A 14136-nucleotide genomic window follows, 5' to 3' on the forward strand; every position below is an offset into this window, starting at 1 on the left:
ACGTTCCCTCTTGGAGGCTCGGTTTCAGGTCCGGTTCATCGGGACCGGCGTTGGATGCCGGCCGGTCGGCGCAGGGCAGGACGCCCGGCGCTCTTAGCAATCGTGGTGCGAGAGTGCTAATTGTGGGCCGGGAAATATGGCTTGGCGCAGTTTCTGTCAAGCAAACGGGTTAAGGCCTTGGTGAGGCCAATATAGGATGGTGGACCAGAAACCAAATCGTAGCGATGACGTAATTTTGTCAGACGTCATTGCTCCGCCTTAAGTTTTACGCTTGGCTGCAGGACGGGTGCGGCCGGGACATAGTCGGGGGATGCATATGATCAGGTCACTCAACGCGCGATTGGTCGCACGGTTCGCGGCTGTTTCGGCGCTGACGACACTCTTGGGGGCGTGCGGCAGCATGAGCCTGCCGTCGTTGTCGTCGAATCCTGAGCCGGCGCCAGCCGAGCCGGGCGTAGCCCCCGAAATGCCCGCAAGCATCCGCGCCGACGAGATCGTCGGCCGCTGGGGTCTCGCCTCGTTCCAGAATCCCGCCGACCGCGCCCGCACCGAGGCCGCCGCGCGCGGCCAGTGCAAGCAGCCTTACGTGATCGGCGCCGGCCAGAACGGCGGCGTCATCATGCATCTGGCCGACCAGGCCACCCCGCAGGAACTGCGGCTGAAGGGTTCCCCGAGCGGCAAGAACTATATCGGCCCGCCAGGACCGACGCCCGGCGAGCAGGACCGCGAGATCGTTTCGTTCGACGGCCGCGTCATGATCACCCGCTTCGTCGACAAGGACGCCGGGGTCCGCTACGGCAACATGGTCTATGTCCGCTGCGCCCCGAGGGCGTAACGGCGGGACTTCGAGCTATCTGCCGACATAGGGCCGCACAGTCGGCGCACCTCTCCCCCTGTGGGAGAGGTCGGCTTGCATCGCCAGATGCAATCCGGGTGAGGGGTCTCTCTTCGCGAGTGATCCTCTCGCGATCCGCGTGTGCGGCGACACCCATTCATCCGGCGCGCCATAGCGGATGCGAAGCATCGGCCCTCGACAGGACGGCGGCCGCGAGGCCTCCTCCCGTTTGAAAGTCGTGACCCGCAAACAACGGTCTTATCGCCGCACGCCAACCCGATTGACGCCGCCATTCAGGTTGCCGCCCGCATTGTGACGGACCGCGGCGCGCGCCACCGGACGCGGCCTGAGCACGACGCCCGCCCTCGCCACGCAACCCTGCGGATAACCGACATAGGTGCAGTAAACCACGGCCTTGGCCGGTGCTGAACTGACGGCGACACCGGCGATCCCCAACATGAGGCTCGCCGCAACGCCCGCAAGCGTCACGGACCTGGTCGAGAGAATGTTCGTCCGACGCATGGTGATCCTCCTCATCGCACGCGAACCGAAAGGTGATGGCGCCGCTTCAGATGCGGCCCAAGGTTATCTTCAGCGGCAAGGGGGAGGTGACGTTGACGTAGATCAACGGCGGGCGCGACCCGTCGCTCCGTGAGATCGATTTGCCTCATCAAGATGAGGACGGCTCAACGAGCCGCCCTCCTGGAGCGCCGTTGCGCCGACGTCACTGGCAGACGTACATGCGGCCGTCAGCCATCTTCGTCATCGTGCCAGGTTCGCAGCCGATGCCATTAGCTGCCTTGTACTCCGTCCATCCGGCGTATCCGTAATACGGACTGATCCTTTGGTAGGCTCGTGCCGGATAGTAGGGCTGGCCAAAGTAGGGATCCGTCTGGGCGGCATACGAATTGGTCCAATCGTTTGTGCCCCAGCCGGAATAGGCCGGCGCGGTAGCGGCCGCTGCGGCGACGGCTGCCGTAGCGGCGACACCCGCGCCAACCCCGTATCCGTACGCGGCGCGCCGGGTTTGGCGACGCGCAACGCCCGCGACGCTCACGGGCGTCAGCGGTCGGCCCACACGCGCCTGGGCGCTTTCGACCGAAGCCGAAATGCCGCCCTGCTCAGACCAGGTGACGGAGAACAGTGTCGCACAAGCGAAAGTCGAGAGCGCAATTGCAGTATTCCTGACAATTCCTTGCGTCATGTTCAATCTCCAGTGTTGAGTACTCCAGTGGCTCCCCCCAATCAGTGATACAAGGCGCAATGCGCGCGAATGAATTGAGCCCGCCGCTGACCGTCACGGCGTCAAGGACGGTATGGTGCTCACGCAGCGTCTGCGAACAGCGAGCCTGAGTTCTTGTGATGCGTGCAGCGAGCGGCTGCAGAATTGTGACTGTGTGTTGAGCGGACGCACAAATCCCCGTTCGGGGGCGACCGGATTCACTCCGGAAGTCCGATGCAACCGGCACCCAATGTTGGCTCCCGGCATGCGCATGACGAATTTCCCTCATGCACATTATGCGTCAGCGACGCCAGATCTACCAGTCAATTTCCAACTGCAGCATTGGCACAAACTGCATGCGGTCGAGAGCGGCTCTGCCTCGGTTCTCGCTCGCCTCGACAAGACTTGATCCATGTCAAAGGCCCTGAAGTCTTCGCATGGGACATTTGGTGACGATCATGCACGCCACGGAGCGGTCTTGCGGATGATACCCGCTTGACGCCGTGCTGAGCCATGCTTCAAACAAAACCGCCGGCCCTCGGGCCGGCGTTTTTCGTTTGATCAGACAAAGCTCAGTTGAACATCGCGTCGATGTCGTCCTGCGAGGCGTGGCCGGCGTCGCCGTCGAGCTTCGGGCCGTTGAGCAGGCGGGCATCGCCCTCGCGCGTGTCGACGATCGCCGGCACGTGCGACTTGATGGCGTCGACGCCGCCCCAGATGTTCATCATCTCGTTGATGTGCTGTTCGATGAACTTCATCGTCTGCATCACCTTGCTGATGCGCTGGCCGGTGAGGTCCTGGAAGTTGCAGGCCTCGAAGATCGAGACCACGCGCTCCTGAATATCTTCGCTGAGCCGCTTCTGCTGGTCGGGCGTGACGTTGTTCGCGAGCGCGCTCGCGGCCTGGTCGATCGCCTCCACCGCCTCGAGGATCTGCTGGGTCGCCTGTTCGGTGCCGCCGACCACGGCGCCGAGTTCGCCATTGACCTTGGCCATCTCCTCGCCGTTGAAGCTCTTGCCGTGCAGCACGGCGATCTCGCGCTTGGTGCGGCTGATCGCGTCGTGGATCAGGTCGAGCTCGACCTTGAGCTTCTCGCACTGTTCGACCTGCGCGCGGTAGGTCTCGAGCAGTGCGTGGGTCTCGGCGACTTCGCGGGCGACCGCGGCATCGACGCTGTCGCCGGTGCGCTGTGCCGGCGCTGCGGCCATCTGGGCGCGGATCGAGCGAAGCTCGGCCATGATCTCGCGATGCATCGGACCGAGATCGGCGCCGCTGGAAACATCCGGCTCCGGCATCACAACCTCGCCCATCGCCTGCTCGACACGAAAACGCTTGCGCTTCACTGACATGATTTTCATTCCCGCCCCTTCACTGAAGTCCGTTCTAGACGGAGCGGATTTAACGTCAGGTTCACGCCGGAACTGTTTGCGCGGATAGCGCGCAATCGCGGCGATACCGGCGATTAACCATGTCGCCGCGCCGTTCACGCAAAATAAACGCTGTCAGGGAAAACCGCGCTCCATTGCCGACGTGGTGAATCGAAACGGCCGATCCGTTTACCAAACCGATGCGGTTTTCATTGCCTATTGACCACGTGCAATGGCGCAAAGTCGGCGCCCTCGCGCATCACGTCACGACGAAACCAGTACAGAGTACGTCGATGTTCAGGAAAACCACGCTTGCGCTGCTCGCCGGCGCGTCTTCTCTTATTGCCGTTCCCCATCACGCCATGGCGATCGACGCGGCAGCGCCCGCCGAGCCCGCCGTCATCTATGCCAATCAGGGCGCTCCACAGCCGCCGATGCGCACCGCCTATGTGCAGCCGCAGCGCTCCAACATGGGCGGCGGCTTCATCGAATTCCTGTTCGGCGATGCGCCGTCGTCGCAGGGTTATTCGCCGCAGCCGATGTATCAGCAGCAGCCCGGCTATTACGGCAACCGTCAGCTGCCCCCGATGGATCCGCAGCAGCAGCAGATGCTCCGGCAGCAGGAAGAGGCCGCGGGCGACCCGGCGCAGCGTCCGTTCGATCCGAGATACGAAAAGCAGCTGGTCGACTATTCCGGCAAGGAAGGCGCCGGCACCATCGTCGTCGATACGCCGAACAAGTTTCTCTATCTGGTGCAGGGCGACGGCCGCGCGCTGCGCTACGGCATCGGCGTCGGCCGGCCCGGCTTCACCTGGGCCGGCGTGAAGACGATCTCGGCGAAGAAGGAGTGGCCGGCCTGGACGCCGCCGCCGGAAATGCTGGCGCGCCGTCCCGACCTGCCGCGGCACATGGAAGGCGGCCCGGAGAATCCGCTCGGCGCCCGCGCGATGTATCTGGGCTCTTCGCTCTACCGCATCCACGGCTCCAACGAGCCCTGGACGATCGGCACCAACGTCTCGTCCGGCTGCATCCGGATGCGCAACGAGGACGTCATCGACCTCTACGGCCGCGTCAATGTCGGGGCTAAGGTCGTGGTGATGTGAGGTTGGTTTTGAAGCAGCTGCCCCAAACATGGTGTCGTCCCGGCGAAAGCCGAGATCCATAACCACAGGCGGTTGTTACTGAGAGAAGCTGTAGCCCCAGCCGTGTCAAATCCCGCACGGTTGTGGTTATGGGTCCCGGCTTTCGCCGGGACGACGGAATCAAAACGGCCGCTCGATTGGAGCGGCCGTTGTCGTTTCAGCGATCGCGTTTACGCGTAGTTGCTGTCGTCGCCGTCGCCGCCACCATCGAAGCCGTCGTCATCATTGTCGAAGTCGTCGGCGTCTTGATCATCGTCACTGTCCCGGTCGGCCTGCGCCTGGTCGAACGCGCCGGCGCGCGAGCCGCTGTCGCGGTTGGAGCCGACATCGTTGATCCCGGCGTCACGCGCCAAGTCGCTCGACGACTGGTCGCCGCCCCAAGGACGCGACCCGCCGCCGAGGCTGCCGGCATCGGCCAGCGACTGGTGGCTGCCGCCACCCATCATGCCGCGGATGCTGGAGAGCAACAGTCCGCCGCCGACCACGCCGGCCGCGGCCGCCGCTGCGGTGCCGAGGAACGAACCGCCGCCGCCACCGGGAGCGCCACCGCCGAACGCCGGCGGCTGCGGGCCGCCGTAAGGCTGACCGTATTGCTGTGGCGGCTGGCCGTAGGGCTGGCCGCCGCCGGCCTGCTGCATCGCCTGGCCCGAGTTCCAGACCGGGCGGCCGCCCGGATCGCGGCCGCCCATGTCGGGCGCCCGCACCGGCGGCACCGAACCATGCTGCTGGCCCTGTCCGCCGAAGATCGCATCGCGCATCGAATCGAGGAAACCGCCGCCCTGCTGCTGGGCTCCCTGCTGCTGGCCGACCGCGGCCTCGAGTTCCTGGATCCGGTCATGGGCGCGCTTCAGCGCCTCGTCCTGAACCAGCGCGGTCTGCACCAGCGCGTAGACCGCATTAGGCGCGCCGCGCAGGCCCTGCACGATCGCGGACATGGCCTCGCCGTCGCGCGGGGCATTCTCCAGCTTGGCGAGCCGGTCGAAGAGATCGTCGATCAGTTGGCGTTCTTGCGGTGTCATGGCGTTCTCCATCGCGCCGATCGAATCGGCGCGTCCGGGATGTAGGACTGGGTTTGTGGCGCAAGGAGTGGGGGCCAGAATTAAATTTATGTATGCGACAATACGACCGGCGGCTTTTCGCGAACCTCAAAGCGTTTTCGAGCGAAGCCTGCCCGGCACTTGATGCGGGGTGGGGACCGGTTCAGGCCAGTGTAACTTTATTCAGGGCCAGCAGCGCGGGGAAATCGTCGCCTGCCAGATAGGCATGCTCGGTCTCGCGCTGCGTCGTCAGCGGGTCGAGGCTCTTCAGCGTTTCGTCGACGAAACCGGGATGGCACATCACGAGCCCGTCCTCCGGCATGCCGTCGAGGAAGCCCTCCATCAGCGCCGCGAAATCATTGCCGCGCGTGAAATCATAGGCGCCGGCGAAGGCCGGATTGAACCGCAGGCCCGCTCGCTGTGCCTTGATCCGGAATTGCGTGCTGAGCACGTTCAGCACCAGCGCCTTCGGCGCCGCCAGCTGGCGCGCCAGCGGGCCTTCGCGTCCGCACTGCCGCACCCAGGCATCGGGCGCGCGCTCCTTCACGGCGCGCAGGAAGCCGTCGCGCACCTGCGGGAACAGCTGCGCGTGCTGGTGGCCGTCGACGAAGTCAGGTGCGCGGCCGAACAGATCATGGAAGGCGTCGAGCTGCGCCAGCACCTCGGCATGGACCAGTTCGGCGTCGAGCCGGTGCATCAACCCGGCGCGCAGCAGCCGTGGGAAGGGCAGGAACATGTCGCCGTCAAGCGGGCGGAAATGCATCGTCAGCGGCCGGAACGGCGCGGTCAGCGTCACATGCAGCCCGATCGCGCAGCGCGGGCTGTTCGCCACCGACGCCGTGAGCGCGGCAGCTGCATCGCGGCCGATCGCCGGCGTCACCATCATCACCGACGTCGCATTGAGGCGCCCGCGCTCGATCAGATCGCGGATCGCGCGGTTGACGCCGTCGCTCAAGCCATAGTCGTCAGCACACAGCCAGATCCGGCGCGGCGTATCGGTGTTCATTCCGCGGCGGTCCGCTCGGAGGCATTTTGCGCCGCGCCGCCGTCGGCGTGCTTCTCGGTGTGCTCGGCGACGAAGTAGATCGGCCGCGCCTTCAGCTCGGAGAGGATCTTGCCGATATATTCGCCGACGATGCCGATCATGATCAGCTGCACGCCGCCGATCGTCATCATGCCGATCATCAGCGACGGATAGCCGGGGACCTGCTTGCCGGTGGTCAACACTTCCCACAGGATCGAGAGGCCGAACAGGAAGGCCGCACCGGCGAGCAGCGCGCCGAGCAGGCTGGCAAAGCGCAGCGGCGCCACCGAGAACGAGGTCAGGCCCTCGATCGACAGGCCGATCAGCCGGCCGGCATTGAAGGTGGTGACGCCGTGCGCGCGCGGCGCCGGCTCGTAGTCGACGCGGATCTGCCTGAAGCCGATCCAGCTGGCGAGGCCCTTGAAGAAGCGGTTGCGCTCCGGCAATTGCCGCAGGGCCGCGGCCGCGCGCGGCGACAGCAGGCGGAAGTCGCCGGCATCCTCCGGGATCTGCTGCCGGGCGCCCCAATTGATCAGCGCGTAGAAGCCGCGCACGGCCAGCCGCCGCGCGGCCGATTCATTGTCGCGATGCGCCTTCGCCGTGTAGACCACGTCGTAGCCGTCATCGATCCAGTGCGCGACCAATTGCTCCACGAGCGTCGGCGGATGCTGGCCGTCACCATCCATGAACAGCACCGCGCCGCGGCGGGCGTGGTCGAGGCCGGCCATCAGCGCCGCCTCCTTGCCGAAATTGCGCGACAGCGACACCACCTGCAGGTCGAGCCCGTCGGCGGGCAGGCCGCGCGCGATCGTCAGCGTGTTGTCCGCGCTGCCGTCATCGACATAGATCACCTCGCAGGCGAGGCCGTAGCGGGCGCGCAGCGTCCTGGCGAGGCTGACCAGCCGCTCATGCAGCGCCGCAAGCCCGGCCGCCTCGTTGTAGACGGGCACGACGATCGACAGACCCTGCCCGGCGGCGGTCTTGGCGGTCGTGGTCAGGCTGGAAACGTCAGAGCCCAGCATCATCGATCAGGTTCCGGAACTAGAGCGTTTTCGAGCGAAGTGGCCTTCCGCCTCGCGCAAGGAAAACGCGTCAAAACGAGAGATCCCTCGAACACAATATGGTACCGCAGGGTAGCTGTCGCCAACATGAACGGCGCGGCCGCCTCATTGTCGCAGGAACGCCTCAAGCCGGGCGAACAGCGGGTTCTCGCGATCGAACACATAGTCCAGCGACACCACCGACACGGTTTCGGCGCCGTGCTCGCGCAGGAAGCTGCCGAGCGCGTAGAGCTTGCCCGGTGGGCAGTGCAGCGTAAGCATGCCCGACGAGGTCGGGCCGCCGAACGGGGCGACGACGCCGAAACAGTTATGCGCCTCCGACAGCAGCGCATCGTTGCAGCCGGCGAAGCGGGTGCGGACCTCGCGATACTTGCTGGCGCGGGCGCGCGCCGCGATGTGGTCGAGGATAACGCGCGCGGTCTCGCGGGCTCCGGTCGACCAGTCGGCATCCCGCGACGCAACGAGGTTGGCCTGGCTGCGCAGCATGACGCCGTCGTCGAGCACCTTGAGCCCGTTGGCGGTGAGCGTCGCCCCTGTCGTCGTGATGTCGACGATCAGTTCGGCGGTGCCGGCGGCGGGCGCGCCCTCGGTGGCGCCGGCGCTTTCCACGATGCGGTAGTCGCCGACGCCGTGCCTGGCAAAGAAGCCGCGCGTCAGATTGATGTATTTGGTCGCCACCCGCATGCGGTGATTGTGCTGCTCGCGGAAGCCGGAGGCGACGTCATCGAGATCGGCCATGGTGCGGACGTCGATCCAGGCCTGCGGCACCGCGACCACGACATTGGCATAGCCGAAGCCGAGGCCTTCGATCATCAGCACGCGCTTGTCGGCATCGGGAATGCTCTCGCGCACCAGGTCCTCGCCGGTGACGCCGAGATGCACCGAGCCGCGAGCCAGATTGGCCGCGATCTCGCTCGCCGAGAGATAGGCGATCTCGACATTGTCGACGCCGGCGATGGTGCCGCGATAGTCGCGGGCGCCGCCGGCCTTCGACAAGGTCAGCCCGGCGCGGGCGAAGAAGCTTTCGGCGTTTTCCTGCAGCCGCCCCTTTGAGGGAACGGCGACGACAAAGGGCGTGCTCACTGGGCGCCTCCGAAGGAGGTGGCCTGGCCATGCCGGGTCATCGCCTCGATCCAGACCGAGAAGCCGACCGCTGGGATCGGGCTCGCCGAGCCGAGCTGCGTCATCAGCCCGTCATAGCGCCCGCCGGCGACCAGCGGTTCGGCGCCGTTGCCCTTGGCGTGCAGTTCGAACTCGAAGCCGGTGTAGTAGTCGAGGCCGCGGCCGAACGCGGTGGAGAACCGGGTCTTTCGGATGTCGATGCCGCGCGCGGCCATGAAGCCGATCCGGCTCTCGAGCTGGTCGATCGCGCCGGCAAGGTTGAGCTTGGCGTCGGAGGCAAGCGCGCGCAGTTGCGCGACCGCGTCGTCGGGATCGCCCGCGATCGCCAGGAAGCGCTTGATGGTCGCGACCGCGTCGCGCGGCAGCGCGCCGCCCTTCAGTGTCGATTGCTCGAGGAAACGGTCGGCGATCTCGGCGACCGTGCGGCCGCCGACATTGGTGGTGCCGGCGATCGACATCAGATCGGTGACCAGCGCCAGCGCCGCCTTGCGGTCGGAGCCGGCCAGCGCCGCGAGCACGCCCTCATATTCGTTGCGGCCCGGCGCGGTCTTGAGCGTCAGCTGCTCGATGTCGTCGGTCAGCGAGACCTTGCGGTTGAAGTCCTTGATCAGCCGGCGCCGCCACACCGGATAGAGGTCGAGCGCATCGATCAGCGCGTTGAACAGCGCGACGTCGCCGGTGCGGATCTCGACGTCGTTCAACCCGAACGCCGTGGTCGCCTCCAGCGCTAGCGCCAGCATCTCGGCGTCGGCCGCGGCGCGGTCCTGCCGCCCGAACGATTCGATGCCGGCCTGCAGGAACTGGCTCGGCGCACCGCCGCGATAGCGGAACACCGGACCGAGATAGCTGAAGCCGGCGGGCTGGCCGGCGCGGGCGGAGGCGAGGTAGTCGCGCGCCACCGGGATCGTGAGGTCCGGGCGCAGGCAGAGCTCCTCGCCGCCCGGGTCCGTCGTCAGATACAGGCTCTTGCGGATGTCCTCGCCGGAGAGGTCGAGGAACGGCTCGGCCGGTTGCAGGATCGCGGGCTCGGACCTCTGATAGCCGGCCTGCGCGAACGAGGCCAGCAGCGCATCCGCCCAGACGGCGGATCCGGCGGCGGATCGTGGTGCGGCAGCTTCGGTCATCTCGACGTCCAATTCGTTCCGAAATCGCGTTCCAGAGCGGGTTCCATGGGTGGTGTTTGCGGAGCCCTTAGCACGGTCGGCCCATGCTTTCGACAGGGATCGGCCAAGTGGCTTAATGATTGGGTTCGTTAACGATTTTGCGACGGCTTGGCTAGGGGCAGATGTTCCCCACAACCGGGTGGCCGTAGCCCGGATGAAGCGCAGCGAAATCCGGGGCATCTCGCGCCGCCGACAGGCTTTCCCGGATTGCGCTTCGCTTCATCCGGGCTACGCAGCGCGCCAATCCCCCAGTGCGGCTTGCACCAGTGCCAGCGCCGCGACGGCGGCGGTGTCGGCGCGCAGGATGCGCGGGCCGAGGGCGAGGCGGAGGATGGCGGGCTGGCGCAGCAGCAGCGCGCGCTCTTCCTCGGCGAAGCCGCCTTCCGGGCCGATCAGGACATCGATCCCGGCATTCGCGGCCGTTGCCGCCTGTAGCGCCCGCACCGGGCTTTCGACCTCGGCGGCCTCGTCGCAGAACACCAGCAACCGCGCCTGATCGCGCCCCGCCAGGAAACGTTCGAGGGGGAGGGGATCGGCGACCTCGGCGAGCGAGATGATGCCGCATTGCTCGGCCGCCTCGACCACATTGGCGCGCATCCGCTCGCCGTTGACCCGCGACACCTGGGTGAAGCGTGTCAGCACCGGCACCAGCCGCGCGGCGCCCATCTCGACCGCCTTCTGCACCATGTAGTCGAGCCGCGCATGCTTCAGCGGCGCGAACACATAGGTGACATCGGGCAGGCGGTCCTGCGCGCGGGTCTGCGCTGATACCGTCAGCATGTCGGCCCGCTTGCGGCCGGAAATCTCCGCGCGCCATTCGCCGTCACGGCCGTTGAACACCAGCACGCTGTCGCCGGCGTTAAGCCGCAGCACGTTGCCGAGATAGTTGCTCTGATCGCGTGCGAGCGGAACGGTTGCGCCGGCGCCGAGCGGGGCATCGACAAACAGGCGGGGGCTGCGGAAATCGTGTTCAGGCATGTCCGAGGCGGCTTCATTGCGGTGTGGCAGGTTTACCAAACTATGCGACACCGTAGTCCCGCGGACTCGTCAGGAACTCGCCGGCCGGGTAGTAAGGAGGCGTCGATATATTGCTTCAGTCACCAAGTCATTTCTTTAGTCCAAAGGGGCCGCTTGCACGCAGCCCCTTTTGCTTTTCGGTCGCCCGTGCGCGGCAATCGGGCCGTTAATCCAAACTGAGGCCTTGCCGAAAATCGCGTTCAGGCAAATTTGATGGTCCGGTTTTACCGCCGTTCGTAGCCTAAAGGCTTAGAATCGGGGAACAATTTAATGTGGCCGGTGTGGCCCTACGCCGCGCTGTCGCCCAAATCGACGGGTTGTTAAGGCCTCACAGGAATCGTAAAACGCCCCCAAAATTCGTTGCTTCGTTTTTGTTGCGCTGGGGTTGCCTGGACCTTTTGCCGGAGAAACACCCTCGATGATCCGCCGACTGATCGTGCTGACCGTTGCCGCGACCGCCCTGTCCGTGGGGCAAGCCGCCGCGCAGAGCGCCTTTCCGGCCCCGTTGCCCAATCAGGCCGGTAAGGCCGGCACCGCGTCCGACCCCGCGTTTCCGCCGGTCAATGGCATGCGTCCAAGCCAGGCCGGAACCGCCTCGGATTCCGCATTCCCGCCGGTCAACGGCGCGCCGGCGGCCAGGGTCGGTGCCACGCCGTCGGCATTTCCGAGCAGTGGCGCGGCCCCCATCGCCGGCGGCGGGGTGTCGTCGCCGCCCCCGCCGGGTGCGGGTGGTGGTGCCGCCGACGCCTGCATGAAGAATTTCACGCCGCTGCGTGAGGATGCGGAGAAGCGCGGCAAGGCGATCAAGGCGGCGAGCGATCGCCACGCCAGCCCCCAGGAGGCCTGCAAGCTGATCGGCAATTACAGCCAGGCCGAGATCAAGATGATCAAATATGTCGACACCAACGCGCAGAAGTGCGGAATTCCGCCGCAGATCGCCGACCAGCTCAAGGCCGGGCACAAGAATACCGAAGCGCTGCTGAAGAAGGTCTGCAATGTCGCTGAGCAGGCGGCGGCGCAGCCGCGTGGGCCTGCGGGGCCGAGCTTGAGCGACGTGCTCGGCTCGTCCGCCTCGCTGCCGGAAGCGACGCCGACCAAGAAGGGCGGCAGCACCTTCGATACGCTGAACGGCAACGTCCTCACCCGTTGATGGATCACCCATGAGCGACGTCTCCACCCGCGTTGCCGATTCCACAGGCAACTGGGTGGATACCCATGCGCCGGTCTGGTCGCGGCCCTATCTGCGGCTTGCGCGCTACGACCGGCCGATCGGCTCCTGGCTGCTGTTGATGCCGTGCTGGTGGTCGGCGGCGCTTGCCGCCGGCGTCGCGCATGACGTGCGCTCGCTGCCGCTCGTGGTCCTGCTGTTCTTCGTTGGCGCCTTTGTGATGCGCGGCGCCGGCTGCACCTGGAACGACATCACCGATCGCGATCTCGACGCCAAGGTCGAACGCACGCGGTCGCGGCCGATCCCCGCCGGACAGGTTACGGTGACGCAGGCGGTGGTCTTCATGGTCCTGCAGGCGCTGATCGGGCTTCTCGTGCTGCTGCAGTTCAACCGCTTCGCGGTGATGACCGGCATCGCCTCGCTTCTGATCGTCGCGATCTACCCGTTCATGAAGCGGATCACCTGGTGGCCGCAGGTCGTGCTCGGCCTCGCCTTCTCCTACGGCGCGCTGATGGGATTTGCGGTGACGCTCGCGCGCATCGATCTGGCCGCGATTGCGCTCTACGCCGGATCGATCGCCTGGGTGATCGCCTACGACACCATCTACGCCCATCAGGACGCCGAGGATGATGCGCTGATCGGCGTCAAATCCACCGCGCGCCTGTTCGGTGCACGCACCCATCGTGCGCTCGTGATCTTCTATGGTCTCGCCGTGCTCTTGATCGGCGTGGCATTCGCACTCGCGGGGGCGCGCTGGCCGGCCTGGATTGGGCTAGCGGCGTTCGCGCTGCATCTCGCCTGGCAGGTCCGGCGGCTCGACATCAGCGATGGCGCGCTCTGCCTGCGGATCTTCAAGTCCAACCGCGACGCCGGCTTCATCCTGTTCGCGAGCCTGGTCGTCGACGCGGTGCTGCGCGCGGCGTGATGACTTCGCAGGATGGGTTTCGCTTCGCTCTACCCATCCTACGCAGCTCGAAATGAAGGCGAGAGGTGCGACAAGTCACGCATGCGCGGGTGATGACACCGCGTGGCGTGAGACGATGAATCGAAACCCATCCTCATCGTCGACCCATCCTCATCGTCGTCCTGGCGAAAGCCAGGACCCATTACCCCAAATCACAATTGTTGCGCGACGCTGGGGCCGCGATCCCGTTCATCACCGAATGCGGTGGTTATGGGTCCTGGCTTTCGCCAGGACGACGGCGATGGAGGGAATGCTGAGTGTGGCGAACTCAATCCCGCGCGATGATCTCGCGTTCGCCGCGATGCACGCTGGTGCCATCGGGCCGGAAGCCCGCGCGGCGGCGGACCAGGAATTTCGGCCTCCGCGCGCGGATCGCGTTGCGGCGACGGCGGCGCGGGGAGGGCGTCCGCGGCGCCGGCTCGGTCAGTTGCGGGAGACGGAAGATGTCGCTCCACATCTGCCAGGCGGAGCTGATCTCCTCGGCATCCGAACTGGAGCCGAGCGGAATGCTGAGCGCGGGATCGCGGTGAACCAGCACCAGCATCTGCGCGTCGTCGATCCCGCGCACCGCGACGCCGAGAAAGTCGCTGACGCGAACATTGACCGCCATCCGCATGCCGAGAACGGCGCGGCGCAGCACGACATGTTCGCGATGAAGCTCGACCTGCCGCATGCCGCCATCCGCGCGCGCGTCCTGCGCGTGGAAGCTGAGCGGAAGGGAAAGAGGGTCGAGCCGCAATGCGCAGCTCGACCCGGCGGAATTGATTCCGCTTGTTGGTGTTTGACGCCTCAAAGCTCTGTCTCCCCGCCGGGATTTTGTTCCCGGTCGTTGTGTGAGAGCCTAGCCGAGCGATGTCCGTTCCCCCTTAAAAAGCCTGGTTAATCCCTCCTCACCTCGTGCCATGATTGACAAGAGGTTGGCCCGCATGATTGACGAAGCCTTGCCCCGATCACTCAAATCTTTGTTGCCTGCCGGCGCAAAGTGCTTGAAATCCCTGTGAAACCGGCACATCT

The 14136-nt window shown here is 65.9% G+C and carries 14 protein-coding genes; 4 read left to right on the forward strand and 10 right to left on the reverse strand.

From position 1 onward, the window contains the following. Positions 1-316 precede the first annotated feature (316 nt). Positions 317-835, forward strand: coding sequence for a hypothetical protein (locus tag QJT82_RS17915; protein ID WP_028341094.1), 519 nt, complete (start codon positions 317-319; stop codon positions 833-835). Positions 836-1093: 258 nt separating this feature from the next. Here QJT82_RS17915 and QJT82_RS17920 read toward each other — a convergent pair whose 3' ends face one another. The 3 genes from QJT82_RS17920 to QJT82_RS17930 form a co-directional block, all read right to left on the reverse strand. After that, positions 1094-1372, reverse strand: a complete 279-nt coding sequence (locus tag QJT82_RS17920; protein WP_155258526.1) for a hypothetical protein — start codon at positions 1370-1372, stop codon at positions 1094-1096. A gap of 187 nt (positions 1373-1559) precedes the next feature. Further along, entirely contained in the window at positions 1560-2039 is a 480-nt protein-coding gene (locus tag QJT82_RS17925) for a hypothetical protein (protein WP_245288728.1), read from the reverse strand. A 590-nt stretch (positions 2040-2629) separates the two neighbouring features. After that, positions 2630-3406, reverse strand: a complete 777-nt coding sequence (locus QJT82_RS17930; RefSeq protein ID WP_028341092.1) for a protein phosphatase CheZ — start codon at positions 3404-3406, stop codon at positions 2630-2632. A gap of 311 nt (positions 3407-3717) precedes the next feature. Between QJT82_RS17930 and QJT82_RS17935 the strand changes: the two genes are divergently transcribed. Beyond that, on the forward strand, positions 3718-4527 hold the full coding sequence (locus QJT82_RS17935) for a L,D-transpeptidase (protein ID WP_028341091.1): 810 nt from the start codon (positions 3718-3720) through the stop codon (positions 4525-4527). 209 nt (positions 4528-4736) lie between these two features. Here QJT82_RS17935 and QJT82_RS17940 read toward each other — a convergent pair whose 3' ends face one another. The 6 genes from QJT82_RS17940 to QJT82_RS17965 form a co-directional block, all read right to left on the reverse strand. Next, positions 4737-5585, reverse strand: coding sequence for a DUF2076 domain-containing protein (locus tag QJT82_RS17940; RefSeq protein ID WP_028341090.1), 849 nt, complete (start codon positions 5583-5585; stop codon positions 4737-4739). Positions 5586-5766: 181 nt separating this feature from the next. After that, complete coding sequence (locus tag QJT82_RS17945; protein WP_028341089.1) at positions 5767-6609, reverse strand: ChbG/HpnK family deacetylase; 843 nt, start codon at positions 6607-6609, stop codon at positions 5767-5769. Then, positions 6606-7652: a glycosyltransferase family 2 protein gene (locus QJT82_RS17950; protein ID WP_028341088.1), complete on the reverse strand. Its 1047-nt coding sequence runs from the start codon at positions 7650-7652 to the stop codon at positions 6606-6608. The genes QJT82_RS17945 and QJT82_RS17950 overlap by 4 nt, the downstream gene beginning before the upstream one ends. A gap of 141 nt (positions 7653-7793) precedes the next feature. Further along, positions 7794-8771 (reverse strand): ATP phosphoribosyltransferase, encoded by a 978-nt coding sequence (gene hisG, locus QJT82_RS17955; protein ID WP_028341087.1) that lies wholly within the window; start codon positions 8769-8771, stop codon positions 7794-7796. Then, positions 8768-9934 carry an ATP phosphoribosyltransferase regulatory subunit gene (locus tag QJT82_RS17960; RefSeq protein WP_028341086.1) on the reverse strand — a complete coding sequence of 389 codons (1167 nt, stop codon included), beginning with the start codon at positions 9932-9934 and terminating at the stop codon, positions 8768-8770. Before QJT82_RS17960 ends, hisG begins: the two co-directional genes overlap by 4 nt. A 267-nt stretch (positions 9935-10201) precedes the next feature. Continuing rightward, positions 10202-10951, reverse strand: coding sequence for a 16S rRNA (uracil(1498)-N(3))-methyltransferase (locus tag QJT82_RS17965; RefSeq protein ID WP_028341085.1), 750 nt, complete (start codon positions 10949-10951; stop codon positions 10202-10204). Between the two features lie 457 nt (positions 10952-11408). On the opposite strand from QJT82_RS17965, the gene QJT82_RS17970 reads away from it, so the two are divergent. Beyond that, positions 11409-12140, forward strand: a complete 732-nt coding sequence (locus QJT82_RS17970) for a hypothetical protein (RefSeq protein WP_028341084.1) — start codon at positions 11409-11411, stop codon at positions 12138-12140. Between the two features lie 10 nt (positions 12141-12150). Continuing rightward, on the forward strand, positions 12151-13083 hold the full coding sequence (gene ubiA / locus QJT82_RS17975; RefSeq protein WP_028341083.1) for a 4-hydroxybenzoate octaprenyltransferase: 933 nt from the start codon (positions 12151-12153) through the stop codon (positions 13081-13083). Between the two features lie 307 nt (positions 13084-13390). On the opposite strand, the gene QJT82_RS17980 is transcribed toward ubiA, so the two are convergent. Next, a complete protein-coding gene (locus QJT82_RS17980) occupies positions 13391-13915 on the reverse strand; it encodes a DUF6101 family protein (protein WP_028341082.1) in 525 nt (174 codons plus the stop codon). Between the last annotated feature and the right edge of the window lie 221 nt (positions 13916-14136).

This window comes from Bradyrhizobium sp. Mp19 (genome assembly GCF_029952935.1).
GTDB lineage: Bacteria > Pseudomonadota > Alphaproteobacteria > Rhizobiales > Xanthobacteraceae > Bradyrhizobium > Bradyrhizobium elkanii.